General features: G+C 57.3%; 19 protein-coding genes and 1 pseudogene. 16 read left to right on the plus strand and 4 right to left on the minus strand.

Annotation, left to right across the window (positions count from 1 at the left end):
- The first annotated feature begins 21 nt into the window (after positions 1-21).
- From zwf to G359_RS13505, 11 genes are all read left to right on the plus strand, one after another.
- Positions 22-1,545 carry a glucose-6-phosphate dehydrogenase gene (zwf, locus tag G359_RS13455; RefSeq protein WP_045838003.1) on the plus strand — a complete coding sequence of 508 codons (1,524 nt, stop codon included), beginning with the start codon at positions 22-24 and terminating at the stop codon, positions 1,543-1,545.
- The gene (locus G359_RS13460) at positions 1,542-2,375 is read left to right on the plus strand and encodes a Cof-type HAD-IIB family hydrolase (protein ID WP_045836544.1); all 834 of its coding nucleotides are present in this window, start codon (positions 1,542-1,544) and stop codon (positions 2,373-2,375) included. The genes zwf and G359_RS13460 overlap by 4 nt, the downstream gene beginning before the upstream one ends.
- A gap of 156 nt (positions 2,376-2,531) precedes the next feature.
- Entirely contained in the window at positions 2,532-3,266 is a 735-nt protein-coding gene (pgl, locus tag G359_RS13465) for a 6-phosphogluconolactonase (RefSeq protein ID WP_045836545.1), read from the plus strand.
- On the plus strand, positions 3,259-4,029 hold the full coding sequence (locus tag G359_RS13470) for an ROK family protein (RefSeq protein WP_245280031.1): 771 nt from the start codon (positions 3,259-3,261) through the stop codon (positions 4,027-4,029). Before pgl ends, G359_RS13470 begins: the two co-directional genes overlap by 8 nt.
- Positions 4,030-4,297: 268 nt before the next feature.
- Positions 4,298-4,888: a cupin domain-containing protein gene (locus tag G359_RS13475; RefSeq protein ID WP_045836546.1), complete on the plus strand. Its 591-nt coding sequence runs from the start codon at positions 4,298-4,300 to the stop codon at positions 4,886-4,888.
- A gap of 134 nt (positions 4,889-5,022) precedes the next feature.
- The gene (locus G359_RS13480; protein WP_256363859.1) at positions 5,023-5,874 is read left to right on the plus strand and encodes a nitrilase family protein; all 852 of its coding nucleotides are present in this window, start codon (positions 5,023-5,025) and stop codon (positions 5,872-5,874) included.
- A gap of 15 nt (positions 5,875-5,889) precedes the next feature.
- Positions 5,890-6,843, plus strand: coding sequence for an agmatinase family protein (locus tag G359_RS13485; protein WP_045836548.1), 954 nt, complete (start codon positions 5,890-5,892; stop codon positions 6,841-6,843).
- A 38-nt stretch (positions 6,844-6,881) separates the two neighbouring features.
- Positions 6,882-7,853, plus strand: coding sequence for an ABC transporter substrate-binding protein (locus G359_RS13490; RefSeq protein WP_045836549.1), 972 nt, complete (start codon positions 6,882-6,884; stop codon positions 7,851-7,853).
- A 77-nt stretch (positions 7,854-7,930) separates the two neighbouring features.
- Positions 7,931-8,737, plus strand: a complete 807-nt coding sequence (locus G359_RS13495) for an ABC transporter permease (RefSeq protein ID WP_045836550.1) — start codon at positions 7,931-7,933, stop codon at positions 8,735-8,737.
- A complete protein-coding gene (locus tag G359_RS13500; RefSeq protein WP_245280032.1) occupies positions 8,734-9,531 on the plus strand; it encodes an ABC transporter ATP-binding protein in 798 nt (265 codons plus the stop codon). Before G359_RS13495 ends, G359_RS13500 begins: the two co-directional genes overlap by 4 nt.
- A 14-nt stretch (positions 9,532-9,545) precedes the next feature.
- A complete protein-coding gene (locus G359_RS13505; protein WP_045836551.1) occupies positions 9,546-10,676 on the plus strand; it encodes a M20 family metallopeptidase in 1,131 nt (376 codons plus the stop codon).
- A 105-nt stretch (positions 10,677-10,781) separates the two neighbouring features.
- On the opposite strand, the gene G359_RS13510 is transcribed toward G359_RS13505, so the two are convergent.
- The 3 genes and pseudogenes from G359_RS13510 to G359_RS20545 all read right to left on the minus strand — a co-directional run.
- Complete coding sequence (locus G359_RS13510) at positions 10,782-12,095, minus strand: ArnT family glycosyltransferase (protein ID WP_045836552.1); 1,314 nt, start codon at positions 12,093-12,095, stop codon at positions 10,782-10,784.
- A 442-nt stretch (positions 12,096-12,537) separates the two neighbouring features.
- Positions 12,538-12,837 carry a hypothetical protein gene (locus G359_RS13515; RefSeq protein ID WP_256363876.1) on the minus strand — a complete coding sequence of 100 codons (300 nt, stop codon included), beginning with the start codon at positions 12,835-12,837 and terminating at the stop codon, positions 12,538-12,540.
- Positions 12,838-13,028: 191 nt separating this feature from the next.
- A pseudogene (locus tag G359_RS20545) lies at positions 13,029-13,163 on the minus strand (alpha/beta fold hydrolase); the annotation flags it as partial.
- Between the two features lie 7 nt (positions 13,164-13,170).
- Between G359_RS20545 and G359_RS21130 the strand changes: the two are divergent.
- From G359_RS21130 to G359_RS13540, 5 genes are all read left to right on the plus strand, one after another.
- On the plus strand, positions 13,171-13,227 hold the full coding sequence (locus tag G359_RS21130; RefSeq protein ID WP_371199102.1) for a hypothetical protein: 57 nt from the start codon (positions 13,171-13,173) through the stop codon (positions 13,225-13,227).
- Positions 13,228-13,523: 296 nt separating this feature from the next.
- Positions 13,524-14,468 carry a LysR family transcriptional regulator gene (locus G359_RS13525; protein ID WP_045836555.1) on the plus strand — a complete coding sequence of 315 codons (945 nt, stop codon included), beginning with the start codon at positions 13,524-13,526 and terminating at the stop codon, positions 14,466-14,468.
- 108 nt (positions 14,469-14,576) lie between these two features.
- A complete protein-coding gene (locus G359_RS13530; RefSeq protein ID WP_082073094.1) occupies positions 14,577-15,413 on the plus strand; it encodes a hypothetical protein in 837 nt (278 codons plus the stop codon).
- Between the two features lie 5 nt (positions 15,414-15,418).
- On the plus strand, positions 15,419-16,480 hold the full coding sequence (locus G359_RS13535; RefSeq protein ID WP_045836556.1) for a putative urea ABC transporter substrate-binding protein: 1,062 nt from the start codon (positions 15,419-15,421) through the stop codon (positions 16,478-16,480).
- Between the two features lie 45 nt (positions 16,481-16,525).
- Entirely contained in the window at positions 16,526-17,560 is a 1,035-nt protein-coding gene (locus G359_RS13540) for an isopenicillin N synthase family dioxygenase (RefSeq protein ID WP_045836557.1), read from the plus strand.
- 108 nt (positions 17,561-17,668) lie between these two features.
- Here G359_RS13540 and G359_RS13545 read toward each other — a convergent pair whose 3' ends face one another.
- Complete coding sequence (locus tag G359_RS13545; RefSeq protein WP_045836558.1) at positions 17,669-18,130, minus strand: CYTH domain-containing protein; 462 nt, start codon at positions 18,128-18,130, stop codon at positions 17,669-17,671.
- Positions 18,131-18,301 lie beyond the last annotated feature (171 nt).

Below are 18,301 nucleotides of genomic sequence, written 5' to 3' on the forward strand. Positions count from 1 at the left end.
AGACCCGCTGACCCGTGCGCGATGGTAATCTTCGGAGCCACCGGCGACTTGACCAAGCGCCTCGTGGTACCAGCACTCTATAATCTTTCGCGCTCCAACGTTCTGCCGGAAAAATTCGCACTGATCGGCGTGGCCCGATCGCCGGGAACTTCGGAAAGCTGGCGCGACCATCTCTACGATACAATGAAGACTTATGTCGGCAATCCGGTCACGGAGTTCGACATCGATCGCATCGATGAACCTGCGTGGAAGCGGATTGCCGATAAAATTTCCTATATTGAAGGCGACATTGGCGATCCTGGCCTATACGAAAAACTTCGTGGTGCTCTCGATGTGGCTGAGAAGACGCGTGGCACCGAAGGCAACGCGCTCTTCTACCTCGCTGTCGGCGATCGCCTTTTCGGCCCCGTGATCGATCAACTCGGCAAGGCAAAACTTACCGACCAACACGAAGACGAGAATGGCAAGCACCGGTACTGGCGCCGTGTCGTGATCGAGAAGCCGTTCGGCCACAGCCTGGAGTCAGCTCGCAAGCTGAACGCTCAGATCCTGCGCACGCTTCATGAGGACCAGATCTTCCGCATAGACCACTTTCTCGGCAAGGACACCGTCCAGAGCATCATGGCGTTCCGCTTCGCCAATGGACTATTCGAACCAATCTGGAATCGGGACCGGATCGACCACGTGCAAATCACTGTCGCAGAAACAGTTGGCGTCGAGCAGCGGGGCACGTTCTACGAAGAGACCGGCGCGCTACGCGATATGGTTCCCAATCACGTCTTCTCGTTGCTCTCGATGGTGGCCATGGAGCCGCCGACGAGCTTCGATGCCGATGCTATCCGAACGAAGAACGCCGAAGTGCTTGCAGCGGTGCAACCTGTCGAACTGTCATGTGCGGTGCGGGGCCAATACGGTGCGGGCACGGTACTCGGCAAGAAGGTCAAGCCCTATCGGCACGAACCTGACGTAGCCCCAGACTCGAGCGTGGAAACATACACCGCCCTGAAACTCGAAATCGACAATTGGCGTTGGGCCGGCGTGTCGTTCTACATCCGAACCGGAAAGCATTTGTCGAAGCGGCTGACCGAGATTGCGATCTGCTTCAAGCAAGCGCCCTACACCGCATTCCAGTATACGCCCGTCGATACGCTGCGACCCAACTGGCTGGTGCTGCGCATTGCACCGGACGAAGGTATTTCGCTGCAGTTCGAGATCAAACGCCGAGGGCCGGCGGTGGACCTTGCCGCCGTTAAAATGGATTTCAACTACAATGATTGGTTCGCAAAGGAGCCGAACGTTGGCTACGAAACGCTGATCTATGACGTGATGATTGGCGACCCCACTCTTTTCATGCGCGCCGACATGGTGGAACACGGTTGGCGCATCGTGCAGCCGGTGCTCGACGCGTGGGCGGCGAAGAAGGCGGATTTTCCCAACTACGATTCAGGCAGCGACGGCCCGAAGGCCGCAGACGAATTGTTGCGGCATGATGGTCGCCGCACATGGCGCCCCATAAGCCGCCCATCGGAGTGCAAACCACCATGAGCGCTCCGGAATCAATCCGCCTCCTGCTGGCCGACGTTGATGGAACCCTCGTTACTCAAGACAAGGTACTGACCGAGGCGGCTAAGTCCACCGTCCATGACTTGCATGACGCTCGCATCGCGTTCGCAATCACAAGCGGCAGGCCGCCACGCGGAATGGCGATGTTGATCGCACCATTATCGCTCCGCACACCGATTGCCTGCTTCAACGGCGGCGTTTTCGTCAATCCCGATCTTTCTGTGATCGAGAGCCAAATGCTCGATCCGGCAACAGCCACACAGGCCGTCGAACTCATCCTTGATCATGGATTGGACGCCTGGGTCTACACATCGAATGACTGGCTGGTTCGCGACGTGAACGCGCCGCATGTGGCGCAGGAGGCCGCGACCGTGCAGTTCGAGCCCGTGGTCGTTGCTTCCTTCACGAAGTCCCATTTGGCACACGCGGCAAAGATCGTCGGTGTTTCCAACGATCATCCGCGGGTCGCTGCCTGCGAGAAGGCGGCGCAGGGCGTGCTCGGCGAAAGGGCGAGCGCCGCGCGCTCTCAGCCGTACTATCTCGACGTGACAAATCCGCAAGCGAACAAGGGAACGGTGGCGACGACGCTCGCCAAGCTTCTCAAAATCCGGCCTTCGGAAATCGCCACGATCGGAGACATGCCCAATGACATCGTCATGTTTCGCAAAAGCGGTCTTTCAATCGCCATGGGTAATGCGAGCGATGAAGTGAAAGCACAAGCGAGCGCCACAACAGACAGCAATGAGAACGACGGCTTTGCCAAAGCCGTTAGAAGATTTGTTTTGGCCCATGTTGGCGCACGACAATCGTGACGGATTGACGATGCAAAACGAGCTTCCCCTTGAGGAGACTTTGGCAGGCGCGACCGCGATCGTCGCAGGCTCAGCGATATTCGGATCCAACGATTATACCGCCGCAATCGCCGCCATACGCGAAGCCTGCGATCCATAAGAAGGAAAGCTGGTCCCGTGAGCAGGTCCGAGGCGAAATTGGAAGTACTCGCCGACGCCGAGGACGTGTCGCGGAGGGTCGCGGAGTGGATGCTGGAGTTAGCGACAGCAAAGAACGATGTCTTTGCCGTCTGCCTGTCGGGCGGCTCGACGCCCCGCAGGCTTTATCATCATCTCGCGGGCCCGCCCTACAAAGATGCCTTCCCTTGGTCTCGAACGCATTGGTTTTGGGGAGACGAGCGATTTGTGCCGCACGATGACGCGCTGAGCAACTATCGCATGGTGCGCGAGGCGATGCTCGCGCACGCACCTATTCCCCCCGCCAACATCCATCCCGTCCCGACCGAGGGCATAAGCCCTGAATTCGCGGCATCCGCTTACGAGCGGGAACTCAAGTCCTTCTATCGGACGGACACTCTGGACCCCGCCCGTCCGCTTTTCGATGTGACCCTCCTCGGACTTGGACCTGATGGCCATATCGCATCACTATTTCCAAACACCGCCGCGCTGAGTGAGCGAGATCGTTGGGTCGCTGCCGTCATCGGCGCCAAAGCAGAAGCACGCATTACGCTCACCTATCCGGCACTCGAAAGCAGCCGCCACGTCGCCTTTCTCGTGGTTGGAGAAGAGAAGCGAACGATCCTAAACCGGTTCTGCCGCGGAGACGAAAGTTTGCCGGCAACGCATCTCAAGACAGCAGGCGAGCTCACGATCTTTGCCGACAAACTGGCGGCGGAGGCCGTAAGTGGCTGATATCGTCGATGCGAGTGGCGATAAAAAAACGGGCGCTCGGAACGGTCCGCGCACCTTGGCGATCGATGTCGGTGGCACAGGACTCAAGGCTTCGGTTCTTGATGCAGAAGGTCGCATGCTTGTCGATCGCGTCCGGGTGGCGACCCCTTACCCTTGCGACCCCAAGATCCTATTGGATGCGCTTGTAGGTTTGACCACCCCGCTTCCTGCAGCCGATCGAATTTCCGTCGGCTTTCCGGGCGTCGTACGAGACGGGCGCGTGCTCACCGCGCCGCACTTCGACGCTGATGCGTGGCGCGACTATCCCTTGGAGAAGTTCATCTCCCAGCGCTTCGGGAAACCGACGCGTCTTCTTAACGACGCCGAAGTTCAGGGGTTAGGAATTATCTCAGGAAAAGGACTGGAAGTCGTCCTCACACTCGGGACGGGCGTTGGCAGCGCAGTGTTTCGTAACGGGGCTCTCACGCCTCACCTCGAGTTGGCCCAGCATCCGATCCATGATAGCGAAACTTATAACGATTACATCGGCGACCACGCCCTTCGCACACACGGGCACAAAAAGTGGAATCAGCGCGTTTTAAAGACGATTGAGATCGTGAAATCCCTTCTGCATTACGACGTGCTCTATTTGGGCGGGGGCAATGCCACCCACGTGGTCGTTGATTTGCCCGACAATGTTCGTATCTCATCGAACGATGCGGGCATCACCGGGGGCATTCGCCTTTGGGATGATAAAGTCTGGAACGCCTTCCGCGGCCAATGATCATTGAGAACAACACCGTCGCCCGAGCGCATACGTGATCACAGTGCGTGCGGATTGGCGATGAAGCGCGGGCCCCGCCCAATCCCCAACGCTCATGATCTTTCTCGTCCACGAAGCCGATGAAGTGGATGCGATCGCGCTTCCCTGCCGTACCGCGAATGACCGTCTGCGGGCCGATATTTGCGCGCAGGTCGCCCGACAGGTTAGACAAGATCCCGAATGAGAGAATCAATGTCCAAAATCCTCGCGCTAATGATGGGTTCGCAGCATGCCGGCTAAAGGCCAAAAATCGAACAACCAACAGATTCAGCTTGGCCAGCGATTAAAGACTGCACGACAGGCGAAAGGCTTGCTCTTGCGAGAGGTTGCAGATCAAGTTGGATGCTCAAAGAGCCTCCTCTCGAAATTCGAGCATGGAGCTGCATCGCCGTCACTCTCGACGCTGCACCGTATTGTCCAAGTCCTAGGCACCAATGTCGGCGCGCTCTGCGATCACGTGCCAGCAAGCACCGTGCATGTGTCGAAAGCAAATGACAGACCGCTCATCAACACCGCGGCCAACGGCACCTCGGTGGGTGTCATCCTGGAGCGTCTAGTGCCGCACGGCGTCGGTCATCAGCTTCAGGGAAATATCCACATTATCCCGCCGGGCCACGGCAGCGTGGGCTCAATCACTCATGAAGGCGAAGAGATCGGTTACATACTGACGGGCCGGCTGGACCTGACAATTGGCAAGGATACCTTTCGCCTGATGGAGGGAGATAGCTTCGTTTTCTCCTCAGGCCTCGATCACGCTTATCGCAATCCAGGACGCAAAATCGCAAAGGTCATCTGGATCAACACGCCGCCGACATTCTGACATTCGATCGGCCACAGCTTGAAAGTCGTCGCACGCAACTGCGGCGAGTTGAAAATCACTCAACTTCAGAGTTGCACGCTAAGTTGAACTATGCTCAACCTTGTTGCTACGTACGGGATACGTGGAGTTAAAACATGGCCGCGGGATCCGGCGAAGCACCTCTCTCTATTGCTTGCATTCAGATGGAGCCGATCTTTGGCGACACGGCAAGGAACGTCGAGCGCACCGTCCACCTCATGGACGAAGCTGCCGATAAGGGCGCTCAGCTCGTCGTTCTTCCAGAACTTTGCAACACCGGCTACGTATTCAACTCACGCGCGGAAGCGTTCGAACTTGCCGAGACAATACCCAGCGGACCGACCGTCGCAGCATGGTCTGCAACAGCAAAAAATCGCGGCCTGTACATTGTCGCAGGCATCGCCGAGCGCGCTGGCGAGAAGCTTTATAATTCTGCGGTGATGATCGGCCCCGAAGGCTACATCGGCACGTTCCGCAAGGTTCATCTTTGGGGCGACGAACACCTCTACTTCGAGCCCGGCGATCTTGGTTTCCCCGTTTTCCCAACGCCGTTCGGCCGGATCGGCATGATGATCTGCTACGATCAGTGGTTCCCCGAAGCGTATAGAACCTGTGCGCTGCGCGGCGCAGACATCGTGTGTATCCCCACCAACTGGGTGCCGATTCCGGGTCAAGATCCCAATCGCGAAGCTATGGCAAACATCGTCGCGATGGCCGCCGCCCACACCAACTCGATCTATGTAGCCGCCGCTGACCGCATCGGAACAGAACGCGGCCAACCCTTTATCGGACAGAGCCTGATCGTCAGCTACACCGGCTGGCCCGTCGGAGGGCCTGCATCCTCCGACAAGGAGGAGATCGTCTTGGCGACGGTCAACGTGTCCGACGCACGAAAAAAGCGCCGCTGGAATGATCACAACCAAGTCGTGCGAGATCGCCGGCCGGACCAGTACGACAACGATCTATGATGGGTCTTTAAACGAATGAAACTTACGAGCAGTCCGCCTCCATTTACATTTCTCGGTGCACCCTTTGTCGAGGCTGACGCCAAACTCCTGAAGGAAAGAGGCACGAAGGCCGCTCTCCTGGGCATGCCCTACGACATGGGCGGCATTTGGCGCACGGGCACGGCCGATGGCCCGCGCGGACTGCGCGATGCATCTCGCCAATATGGTTCCTACTTCTTCGACGACGACGTCGATTTGCTGGAGACTTTCAAACTCGTCGATTGCGGCAACGCGCCGATGGTGCCCGCGAGCCCCGAGAAATGCCGCGCAGCCATGAAGCATGGCGCATCGGAGATCATTCGCTCCGGCGCCACCGGCATTTTCATCGGCGGGGATCATTCCATTCCGATCCCCATTGGCCAGGCGCTCTCGGAAGCAACGCCCGGAAAAATCGGCTACATCGTCTTCGACGCCAATATGGACGCTGAAGAAGAAGTCGACGGTGAACGCTTCTCGAATTGGTCGGAAGCCTGCCGTCTTGCCGAGATGCCAAATCTCGATCCCAAGAACATGGTGATGATCGGCATTCGCGGCTCGCTCAATACGCGGCGGCAGTTCGAGTACGTGAAATCCAAAGGCATCACCGTTTTCGCGATGCGTGATATCATCGAACTCGGCATCGTCGAGGTCATGAACAGAGCGATCGCTATCGCAGGCGCGGGCACAGAAGCGCTATACGTAAGCTTCGATACCGATGGTGTGGACGCCGCCTATGCGCCTGGAACAAGCGGCCCTGAACCGGGCGGGCTGACGTCACGCGAAATCATCACAGCGGCGCGCATGCTAGGCCGACATGGCGTCACCATTTTCGACATCGTCGAGCTGTGCCCTGCGTACGATCCGTCAGGCATCACCGCCCGCCTCGCCTGCTACATCATTTTCAATTTGCTGGGTGCCACGCACGCCAGAAACGTCGCGCAAGCACGTTGAGCGGCTTTTTTCGATAACTCTGGAGGAGATGCGACTTGATGAAACGAGTATTTGTAGCCCTCGCTCTGGCTACTGCCGTGATGTGTTCGCCGACCGCGAAAGCCGATGACGCGCCGTTGCAGATCGGCGTCACCATCTGGCCTGGATGGATGCCGTGGTGGATTGTCGAAGAGAAAGGCTACTTCGACGAAGTCGGCGTCAAAGCCAAGATCGTCAAGTTCAAACGGCATGCCGACGATATGTCGGCGTTTGCCGGCAAGCAGCTCGATGCTACCCACATGATCCTCGCCGACGTAATCATACCGGCATCGAAGGGCGTGCCAGGGCGCATCGTCCTCGTCACCGACGAGTCGTCAGGCGCCGACGGCATCCTCGCCAAAACCGGCATCAGCAGCATTAAAGATTTCAAGGGCAAACGCGTCGCCTATGAAGTCGGCGGGGTCAGCCAGCTGATCCTGATGCGGGCGCTCGAAAAGGAAGGTCTCAAACTCGAAGATGTGACCTCGGTCAATATGTCAGCGGAAGACGCAGGAACGGCCTTCCTCGCCGGCGCCGTCGACGTCGCCGTGACTTGGGAGCCCTACCTCAGCCAGGCTACAAAGGACGGCAAAGGCCGCGTCGTCTTCTCGACCGCAGAAACACCAGGCTTGGTGCCGGATCTTCTCGCCTTCCGCGCGGAAACGATCGAAAAGCGCCCGTCCGATGTGCAAAAGGTTGTTGCCGCTTGGAATAAGGCGCTCGCCTTCATCAAGACCAACCGCAAGGAAGCGGTGGAGATCATGGCGAAGGGCGCCGAGATCAGCCCCGAAGAGATGGAGCAGAACCTCGCGGGGATTAAGCTCTACTCGCTCGCCGATAACGTTCGCGAATTCGGCGCAGCCCCTGATGGCCCGTTGTTCAAGACTGCAAATGAGCAGGCAGACTTCCTCCTCAAGAGCAACTTGATCGATAGCAAGCCCGACGTGCCTTCGTTGGTTGCGCCGCAATTTGTCGGCGCCGTGAAGGACTAACGTTACAGATCTCATTTCGGCGGCGGGTGCAAATCTCACCTGCCGCCATTTTTCTGGTTTGAGGAAACATCCGATTGATGCCCGCCTGGTTGAGCCAAATCGGCCGCATTCGCGCTCCTATTCCGCCAGCACTCTATTGGACGGTGGCCGCGGCGACATTCGCTCTGCCGGCCGCAATCTGGTGGCTGGCCTCGAGCGGCGGCTACGTCGATCGTCTATTCCTGCCGAGCCCTGCCGACGTCGCCAAGCAGGCGGTTGTTCTCGCTGAGAATGGACGGCTTTGGAGCGACATCGGTTGGAGCGTGTACCGCGTGTTTGCGGGTTTCACCCTCGCAGCGATCGTGGCCATCCCCGTCGGAATCCTGATGGGCACCTATCATATCGCCGACGCGATTTTTGAACCGATCACAGACTTCGTTCGCTACATGCCGGCTGCTGCATTCATACCGCTCATCATGCTCTACGTCGGCATTGGCGAAACGGCTAAGATCCTGATGATCTTCATCGGCACCTACTTTCAGCTTGTCCTGCTGGTAGCCGCAGTCGCGCGTACCGTTCCGATCGACGTTATCAACGTAGCATACACACTCGGCGCAACGCGCCGTCAGGTGCTGACGAACGTTGTCGTTCCCGCCAGCTTGCCCGGTCTCGTGGAGAATTTGCGAATTACGCTCGGATGGGCTTGGACCTACGTGATCGTTGCTGAACTGATCGCTGCGCAGCAGGGCTTAGGGTTCAGAATCATGGAGGCGCAGCGCTTCCTCAAGACCGATACGATCTTCCTTTACATCGCAATCATCGGGATCCTCGGCTTGGCATCCGATCAGATAATGCGGCGAATCTCGTCGAAAACCATGCCCTGGGCGGAGACGTTCCACCGATGAATGCATCCGCGAAGATGAGTACCACTGCCGTCGAAAGCATTGCGAAGCTCTCGGTTCGGGACATAAGCCGAAGCTTCTCAACGCGCGGTAAAGTTGTCGAGGCATTGAGAGGCGTTTCCTTCGATGTAGCCAGCGGCGGCTTCTACTCGATCATCGGCCACTCGGGCTGCGGAAAGTCGACGCTACTCAATATCGTCGCCGGCCTCGACCAAGCCACCAGCGGAGTTGTCGCCGTCGACGGAGTTGTCCGACGAAGCCCTGGCCCCGATCGCGGCATGGTCTTTCAAAGCTACACATTGTTCCCTTGGCTGAGCGTCATCGAGAACGTCGCATTCGGACTGCGAATGAGCGGCATGGGCAAGAAGGAGCGCAGAGAAGCGGCCTTGCACTATGTCGACCTCGTCAAGCTCTCGGCATTCGTCGATGCCTATCCGAAGGAACTCTCGGGCGGCATGCGCCAGCGCGTTGCCCTGGCTCGCGCACTCGCCAACAAGCCAGCTGTTCTCCTGATGGACGAACCCTTCGGCGCACTTGATTCCGAAACGCGCGAGCAGATGCAGGAGCTTCTGCTCAACGTGCGGGACAAGGAGTTCATGACGGTCTTGTTCATCACGCACGATATCGAGGAAGCAATCCTGCTCTCGGAGACGATTGGCATCATGGCCGCGAGGCCTGGGCGCGTCGCTCACGAGTTCAAGATCGATCTGCCCTATCCGCGGGACGCGGCGACCAAGATCTCGGATGCATTCGTGCATAACAAACGCCGCCTCATCGAAGTCTTCAAATCCGTCTGAGTTAGGCTGTACCCATGTCATCGCATCCGGCTGTTCAACTGACCCAGGATCTGGTTCGGATGGACACCGTCAATCCACCGGGTCAGGAAGACGCCTGTGCGCGGCTTCTTGCTGATCGTCTCGAGAAATCTGGTTTCGAGATCGAGCTCAGCTACATTGCGCCCGGCCGCCCCAACCTCGTCGCGCGCCTGCGCGGCACATCGCACAAACCCGCGCTGTGCTTCAGCGGGCACCTCGACACCGTGCCATTGGGCGCTGAGGCTTGGACGAAACCGCCGCTCGGCGGAGAGATCCACGACGGTCGCGTGTGGGGCCGCGGAACAACGGACATGAAGGCGGGCGTCGCCGCGTTTATCGTGGCAGCCGAGGACTACACCGCCGTTCAGGAACGCCCCGCTGATATCGTTCTCATGCTCAGCGCATCTGAAGAAACCGGTTGCCAGGGCGCGGCAGCAATCGCTGAAAACCGCGGCAAATATGGAAAAATTGGCGCATTCGTAATCGCCGAGCCGACAGCGAATGCCGTCGTGCACGGGCACAAGGGCGCCGCCTGGGCTCGACTGAGCGCCAAGGGCAAAACTGCTCATGGCTCGATGCCCGATCTGGGCGTGAACGCGATCTATAAACTTGCCGACGCCGTGAGGACCATCAGAGCTTTCAGATTTTCAGAGGACCCTCACCCCCTTCTAGGTGTGCCGAGCCTCAATGTCGGCACGATCACAGGCGGACAGAACGTCAATTCAGTTCCCGATACCGCCAGCCTCATGCTTGACCTCAGAACAGTGTGGCCAAGAAGTACAGATCGCATTCTGAAACAGATTGCGACTGCGATCGGCCCGGACATCGATATTGTGAAGCAGCTCGCCGTCCCGAGCTTGGCAACGGACATCGACGATCCGTGGGTCAAGCGCGTCGAGCAACTCGTGCAATCGGTAACAGGCGAACGTCAAAAGCCCAGCGCCGCAACATTCTTTACCGACGGCGCGATGCTGCGAGAAGCCTTTGACCTGGCGCCAACGATCTTGCTCGGTCCAGGCGAACCTTCCCTTGCCCACCAGACGGACGAATATTGCCGTCTCGACAGGATCGAAGCCGCGTACGAAATGTACAAGCTGATCATCGACGACTGGCAGCGCGCCAAATAATGCGAATTCCAGAATTGCAATCTGAAATTTGCCCGCAAAAATTTGGGACTCAAAACAACAGTAGCAGACCCGTTCGTGGCCCGGCCCCGACCACCTCCTGCCGACCTACTCCGATCTGAGCAAGATCGACCGTTCCAATATTAGGCGAGACATTATTCGTCCCTTGCCTTGCGCGATAATCGCAGGCGCGTCCTTTGTAGGAACCATGATCCAGGCGGGTTTAGCGATCGTCGATATCGCGTTCGGACCGATCGTCGTAACCCTGAAGGGCACATATGAAAATTCATTCAGGCCCGCGTCCCAGCTTGTCCGATAAATAGGGGCCGGCGCGTTGCGGACGAGCTCGGCAATTTGGGCACCGCTGATCTTCGATTGAGTATATGCCGGCGTGATCAGTCCATCGAAGATTGAATGAACCGCAGCATATCCCAAGAAAACCATCGTAATACAAATGCCGCTCGCAACGAGAACTGCCCTCTTCTCCGCCAAAGCATCGTAGGCGAGGCCACCGAGCACGCATAGAGGCAGCACCATGGGCAAGATATAGCGGGGATTGACGTCAGCGGGCCAAAACAGAATGACCAGGGTACACGCGAAAGCATAGCAGCTCAGCGCGAGAACAAAATGTCGAGGAACGCTTTTGGGCGTGGAACTGGCGCCCGTCAGCAGAAGCGCGATAGCCATAAACGCCGCTGGAAAGGCCTCGAAAAAGAAGTGCGCGGCGTTGGCAAGCGGGTGCGGCAGAGCAATCTCATGAGATGATAGCCTCGTGTATCGCAACCACTCGCTTTGATCACCCGGAATAAAAACGTAGGCGTACCAGAGCCCTGCAGGAATGGCCGCAAGAAAGCCCGCTAGGATGAGGCCTGGAATTTGCCACCACGTAGATGTGAGGGCTACGAACGCAAAAAGACCGAGCATGAAATAGGCAACGGGCTGAGGTCCCTTCAGCAGCGCAGCTATCGCCAGAAGGCCGCCAATACCAATCCAGCAACCCAGAGAAATACGTCCGGTGGCATATGAACGCCACCAAACAAGAAATGCGCCGAACAATATGACTGCGAGGGGTATGTCGGCCACCGACGTCACGTAATATCGCATGACGATGGGGCTCGCTAAAAATAAGGCCGCCCCGAATACCGCCGCTTCAGCGCTTACCACTGGCCGCAAGGCGCGCCATACCAGCAAAATGCCGGCCAGAAGAGACAGAATTATTGGGAGACGTGCAATAAACGGACTGACATGGCCGAAGGGCATGCTCATCGCCGCTATCAGCCAGGATAGAAGCGTTGGGCGCTCTATCCAACGCAAATTGTTGATGTGTGGCGTAAGCCAATTCCCATCGTCCAACGCGCTCTGAGCGATCGTTACAGTCAGTCCTTCAACGTAATGGTACCCATGAAAAAGCGCGAGCGGCACCGAGACCAGCAGACAGACTCCAAATAGTGAAGGAAGCGAGAAATCTTTACTCGCTACGTCTCTCCACCATCGAATGACTTGCCGTGCAGATCGTTGAAGTGCTGCGGCACGCCCATATTCAGCAGGGCGCAAGCCAACAATTTCATTCGTCATTTTTTGGATTACCTGACGGCAAGAGGCGAGAGCGTGCTTGTCGAGATGACTAGCTTGTGATCAAAGGCGGAACAACGTCCGCATTCTTACCGATCTGTAAATATCTCGCTTTGATGATCGCAGTGATGCATCGATGCAAATGCCGCTCTCTTTTTGGCTCAAATCCCTATGAAAATTCGCAGCTAAGCGGCCCATGTCAGGACGCTTAGCGTCAGCGAGTTCCTCTGAGCCACGCACCGCCGATCGCACCGGTAGACACGTTCAGCCTCGTCGGCCGAGAGAGTGAAATCTACTGCGCCATATATTTTACTTCCGCCATCGACGGCAGATTTTCGAGTAGCAGGCCAAGGCCTTCCGCATAGGTGAGATGCGAGATCACCGCGTCACGGAGCTTTGGAAACGAAAGTTCTGCGAGCATCGCGATTTGCGCGACTGTCATCACTTCCCCCGCCTCGGGCCCAATCATCGTGGAGCCGGCAATCCGGTCGTCGTTCTCTCCCACCAATATCTTCATGAAGCCTTCCGTCTCGTCCGTGGCGTTTGTCCAGAGCACGTTGCTCATCGGCAGTTGAGCAACCCGAACCGGGATGCCCTAGCGACGCGCTTCGCCCTCATCCAGTCCTACGCGTGCCAGCGGCGGGTCCATAAACATCACATGGTGGATGAGGCGGTCGTCAGTCCGTCGTTAAATCTTCTACCTCTGACATTCCTGATCTCCCTGCTGTGTTGCGGGCCGGAACGAGAGCGACCTTTCCAATCGCCGCAAAATTCCAAGATCGATTAGCGGAGGAAGCCTTTGATCGCCGCCGCGATCTCATCAGAATGAGTTTCAAGTGCGAAGTGGCCAGTATCAAAGAATGTCACGGCGGCATTTGGAATGTCGCGTTTGAACGCTTCGGCGCCGGACGGCAAAAAATGCAGCATGGCCGTTTGCGGCAACCGCGCTAAGCAGGCCGCACTTCGCCAGCGACTTAGGTAAGAAACTTCTCCGCTCTTCACTGCATGACCTTCGATATCCCACGAAGAAAAAGGCAACGTCGGCGCTAATTCCGAAATTCAACCTGCGCGCACTTCCGGACGACGCCGACGGCACCACCTCAATGCTAGAAATTCAGGCGTTTCCTGCACAAGCATTGAGCTTGACGGCGCATCAACCGAACAGTCAATTGATGAAGAGAATGCGCACGGCAATCTGGCTTGCTGCGCTGTAGACGCGAGACAAACCAGTTGATCCGAGCTGCTTGGAAGCGCTAACGCACAGGATAAGCTGTTCTCATGTCGGATCGACTACGCGTATCGACGAACGGCCAGCTTTTCGCCCGGAATCTCGATTGGAACCTGGTCAAGTTGTTCCTCGGGATCGTGCGTTCCGGCGGCATCAGCACAGCCGCACGCGCGCTCAACAAGCAGCAGCCGACGATAAGTGCGGGCCTCAAACGCCTCGAGGATCACGTCGGGGCTCAGCTTTTTGTCAGGACGGCAAGGGGTGTCGCGTTGACGCCCGCCGCGCACTCGTTTCTTAAAGCCGCGGAGGCAATTGAAGTTTTAATATCGGGGCTACCCGGCGAAGTTGCGAGGACTTCAGAAAATCTGCAGGGTCTCGTAACAGTGCGCGCGATTTCAGACCTTGTCTCGCCCGAATTCGACCAGGCGATGGTGGCTTTCCACCAGATCAATCCCGACGTTGAGATCCGCCTCGACATTGCGCCCTGGCGCGATGTGGTGCTGTCGGTCAAGGACGGCAGCGCCGATATTGGGATTGCTTGCGACGCTGCCACGAGTTCGGAGCTTTGCTATCGCCCTCTGATGCGTGAATGGCAGCAGCTTTACTGTGGCCGGGGACATCCGGCATTCGGCAAAGGAATATCCGATCCGAAAATTGCGGCTGACGAGATTTTCGTTTTGACCGGCAAAGACGAGCCCGCGGAGCTTGCCAGCTTTCGCCATCGTTATGGACTAGGAGAACGCGCAGGCGGGTCCGCGGAGACGCTGTACGAGGTCAAGCGGCTTATTCAAATTGGCATTGGGATAGGCTTCCTGCCGACGGCTGTTGCGGCAGAGGCCGTCGAGGCCGGAGAACTCTGGCCAATGCTCGATCCCGCTATTTTGCCGACGTATCATGTTTACCTCATCACGCGGGACGCAAAGCTTAGTGCGCCGGCGCGCGCACTTCTCGACATGATAGACATGAATTTGAATCCCGGTGACGCTGCGATCTAGTGCGGGGAATGTCGAGCCATAGATTTTGTCTATGCCTCGCATCGATACACGGCGGCTTCTGACATTCGCGTGCCGATGTCATCCTGCGGTCTCTTTCATGAGGCGCAGATGGTGGAACTCAACGAAACGCTGGGGTTGTGGGAACGCTCGCTGATCGCATGGCCGGACGGTCAACAGGATACGACAACCTTCGTCGCCTGGCTGCAAGGCCCGAGCCTGTTCGCCGATCTGCGGCAACCAGCCAATCCGCCATCGTTTGACGACGTCACTTGCCTCAATGACTTGCAGTGCCATCATCTTGAATGGCTAGCGCGTCAGGAGGGCTTCGCGGGCAGATTTGCTCGAGCGGGCGATGCCTTCGAATGGCACCGCATGATTGATTATCAATGCGCGAGCGACACAGCGGATGCGGGCTACCTGAGCTTCTCCGACGGCATCCTCGTCGAACGCGGCCGAGACATTCCCTACATCGAGCACTGGCATCAAACATCGCAACGCATACCTCCCTACTTCGCAGCGCGAATGCGAGACCAGAACGGCCTTGAGGGATTTCTTGTCCGGGTCGGAGATATTTTCATGTACGTGCGAAACCGAGCGGTAACGCTTCCCCGCGGTGGTTCGCTCGCCCAGCTCGTAAGTGATGGATCGCCTCAAGAAACGCGGTCTCTGCTGGATTGCGAAATCTCATTGGGACGCGTGCGCGAAGGCTCGTGGCTGATCGGCCGATCGAGCCTCCCTTTCCGCGTCAATGCAGATCTCGCACCTAAATTTTCGGGCGACGATGCAAACATTGCGATCGCGGACATCACCGCGGCAGGTGAGGCGTCAGTTCGGAATTGGAAGATCGTCGACCTCGAAGTCGACCCTCAAAAACAAAATTCACCGGGGAAGGAACACGACGAAGGAGCGCTTTTCTTTTTTCAGTCAATGACAGGGAGAGCCTAATCACTATGCGTTCGATCCTTCGTCTAGCCGTTTGCGCCTCTGGACTTCTTCTCGCAGGCGCACCGCATCAAGCGCGCGCGGAAGAAACCTTCAAGGTCGCGTGGTCGATTTATACGGGCTACCTTCCCTGGCCCTACGCGCAACACGCGGGCATTCTTCAAAAGTGGGCGAAAAAATACGGCATCAATATCGAGTTGGTGCAGGTCAACGACTACATCGAATCGATCAATCAGTTCACCGGCGGCAAGGCCGATGCCGTCGCCGCAACAACAATGGACGCTCTGACCATACCCGCCGCCGGAGGCGTCGATACGACCATTCCGATCCTAGGCGACTATTCGAACGGCAATGACGGGATCGTCCTCAAGGGTGCGAACAAAACATTTGCCGATCTCAAGGGCAAAAAGATCAACCTCGTCCAGTTCTCCATCTCACATTACATGCTGGCCCGCGCATTCGCGGCCCATCACATGAATATGGACGACGCCAAGCTACAGAATGTTTCGGATGCGGACTTCGTCGCGGCTTTTCAGACAGCGGACGTTGATGCGGTCGTTGCCTGGAACCCGGCATTTATCGAGTTGAAGAAGCAGCCCAATGTCAGCATCGTCTATCAGTCGACCGAAATGCCCGGTGAGTTAGTCGACGCGCTCCTCGTCAATACCAAGGTCCTGAAGGACCATCCCGAATTCGGCAAAGCACTGACCGGAGCTTGGTTCGAGACACTCGCGATCATCAATGGCAATGACGAGAAAAGCAAGGAGGCTCGGCAGTTCATGGCCGACCTCTCCGGAACGACCGTAGAGAGCATCAACTCGCAGATCGAGACGACGGCGTTCTATTACGATCCTGGCGTCGGCGCGAAGTCGATCCGCTCGCCGGAAATGGCAACAGCGATGGATCTCGTCCGCAGTTTCAGCTTCGACCATCAGCTCATGGGCAACGATGCCAAGTCAAAGGACGCGATCGGCATCGCGCTTCCGGGCAAGACTCTCGGCGACAACTCGAACGTAAAGCTCCGGCTTGATGATACGTTCATGCAGCTTGCCGCGGACAACAAGCTTTAGGGAAAGCGATTAGGTTCCTTATCCAACGGGGTTACGAGGCAAGAGATGAGCAAATCGGAAAACTTCTCGAGTATTCCCATCGTCGATATCACCAAGCTCCGGATTGGCACGCTTGCCGAGCAGAAGGCGGTTGCAGAAGAGCTTGGAAAGGCAGCACGCGCGGTCGGCTTCGTCTACATCACGGGCGGCGGCATAGATGAATCGCTTTTTGACGGCGTTCTCGATGCGACCAAGCGCTTCTTTGCGTTGCCGTACGACGAGAAAATGAAGGTCTACATCGGCAACTCGCGTTGTCATCGCGGCTACGTTCCGGAAGGTGAAGAGGTCTTCGCCTCCGGAACAAAAGACAAGAAGGAGGCTTACGACCTTTCGATCGATTTGCCGGCCGATGATCCGGACTACGTTTCAGGCAATCCGCTTCTCGGACCCAATCAATGGCCGGACCTCCCGGGTTTCGCTAAGGCAGTCGACGATTACTACAGCGCCGTTTTTGCACTGGGCCGCGTCCTATTGCGCGGGTTTTCGATGGCAATCGGCGAGGAGCCGACGTTCTTCGATCAATACGTCACCAAGCCGCCAAGTCAGTTGCGTCTTATCCATTATCCTTTCGACACCAGCGCCGAAGATCGACCTGGAATCGGAGCTCATACCGATTACGAGTGTTTTACGCTGTTGAGATCGACGAGCCCCGGGCTCGAAGTCATGAATGGCGCCGGCGAATGGATCGATGCTCCTCCCCTTCCCGGCGCCTACATCGTCAATATCGGCGATATGATGGAGATCTGGACGAACGGCGAATTCACCGCAACCTCACATCGCGTTCGAAAGGTGTCCGAAGAACGCTATTCGTTTCCGCTCTTTTTCGCGGCCGACTATGACACGGTTGTCGCCCCTTTGCCGCGTTACGCAGCCGCCGACAAGCCAATGCGCGCTTCTCTCAAGGCAGGTGAACACCTCTTTGCTCAGACCATGCAGAGCTTCACCTATTTGAAAGAGCGTCGTGCGCGCGGCGAGATCGCGCTGCCCGAAGGATCCGCGCCGTTATCGTCCTTCGGACAGGAAGCTCGCCAAAAATATTGAGCGAGGACGCCCGTGGCCGTCGTCGCCGACTTCGAGATTCGCCGCGAGAACTCCAGTCGCGCGGCGAATCTCGGCAATCAAAACCACGCGCAATTAGTGCGCGATACCTTACGGCATCGCCATTTTGTGGAGGTTAACTTTTCGATAGCACTCGTCGCCCGTGACCTCGACACCAAGCCAATCCGGGCGGCCGAATTCAGTGCCTGTTGCCGGAAGCTCGATTTCAGCAATGACGATACCGGCAAGGTCACCGCTGTACTCGTCAATCTCCCAGGTAAACCCACCACACGAAACGATGTGACGCGTCTTCTCGATAATCCTGCCTTGACAGTGATTTGCCAGAAGTTCGTTCGAATCTAGGAGAGGGATCTCGTATTCGAACTCCGCCCGGATCAAACCGCTGCGAGGGCCCTTGATGGTAATCGTTGCGCGGTCACCCTCAATGCGTACCCGCACCTTGCGGCCGCCCTCAGTTGCGATCAGACCATCGCGGATAGAGAGACTGCGAACGCACAGCGTTCTCCATCCGTCGTTTGCAACAAGGAACTTACGCTCGATCTCTACGGCCATGCTTCGACCACTCCCTGCCGTGGTAGGAACCACGCAGTGTTCAATCCTCCTACTTTATTGACCTGTGGCTCCAGAAGCGATCTGTCGCACGTATGAGCTCAGATGCTTGAACGGGACGCCATTCGCTTCACCTACGGCCTGCTACAGTCGCGAGAGCCATTCGCTGACTAA

The organism is Hyphomicrobium sp. 99, from assembly GCF_000384335.2.
GTDB lineage: Bacteria > Pseudomonadota > Alphaproteobacteria > Rhizobiales > Hyphomicrobiaceae > Hyphomicrobium_B.

Excerpts from the sequence above, each read along its gene's own strand:
- G359_RS13495 (WP_045836550.1), top strand. The coding sequence starts at position 7,931 with ATGCCCGCCTGGTTGAGCCAAATCGGCCGCATTCGCGCTCCTATTCCG.
- G359_RS13530 (WP_082073094.1), top strand. The coding sequence starts at position 14,577 with ATGGTGGAACTCAACGAAACGCTGGGGTTGTGGGAACGCTCGCTGATC.
- G359_RS13545 (WP_045836558.1), bottom strand. The coding sequence starts at position 18,130 with ATGGCCGTAGAGATCGAGCGTAAGTTCCTTGTTGCAAACGACGGATGG.
- G359_RS13460 (WP_045836544.1), top strand. The coding sequence starts at position 1,542 with ATGAGCGCTCCGGAATCAATCCGCCTCCTGCTGGCCGACGTTGATGGA.
- G359_RS13540 (WP_045836557.1), top strand. The coding sequence starts at position 16,526 with ATGAGCAAATCGGAAAACTTCTCGAGTATTCCCATCGTCGATATCACC.
- G359_RS13475 (WP_045836546.1), top strand. The coding sequence starts at position 4,298 with ATGCCGGCTAAAGGCCAAAAATCGAACAACCAACAGATTCAGCTTGGC.
- G359_RS13490 (WP_045836549.1), top strand. The coding sequence starts at position 6,882 with ATGAAACGAGTATTTGTAGCCCTCGCTCTGGCTACTGCCGTGATGTGT.
- G359_RS13535 (WP_045836556.1), top strand. The coding sequence starts at position 15,419 with ATGCGTTCGATCCTTCGTCTAGCCGTTTGCGCCTCTGGACTTCTTCTC.
- zwf (WP_045838003.1), top strand. The coding sequence starts at position 22 with ATGGTAATCTTCGGAGCCACCGGCGACTTGACCAAGCGCCTCGTGGTA.
- G359_RS13480 (WP_256363859.1), top strand. The coding sequence starts at position 5,023 with ATGGCCGCGGGATCCGGCGAAGCACCTCTCTCTATTGCTTGCATTCAG.
- G359_RS13525 (WP_045836555.1), top strand. The coding sequence starts at position 13,524 with ATGTCGGATCGACTACGCGTATCGACGAACGGCCAGCTTTTCGCCCGG.
- G359_RS13485 (WP_045836548.1), top strand. The coding sequence starts at position 5,890 with ATGAAACTTACGAGCAGTCCGCCTCCATTTACATTTCTCGGTGCACCC.
- G359_RS13505 (WP_045836551.1), top strand. The coding sequence starts at position 9,546 with ATGTCATCGCATCCGGCTGTTCAACTGACCCAGGATCTGGTTCGGATG.
- G359_RS13500 (WP_245280032.1), top strand. The coding sequence starts at position 8,734 with ATGAATGCATCCGCGAAGATGAGTACCACTGCCGTCGAAAGCATTGCG.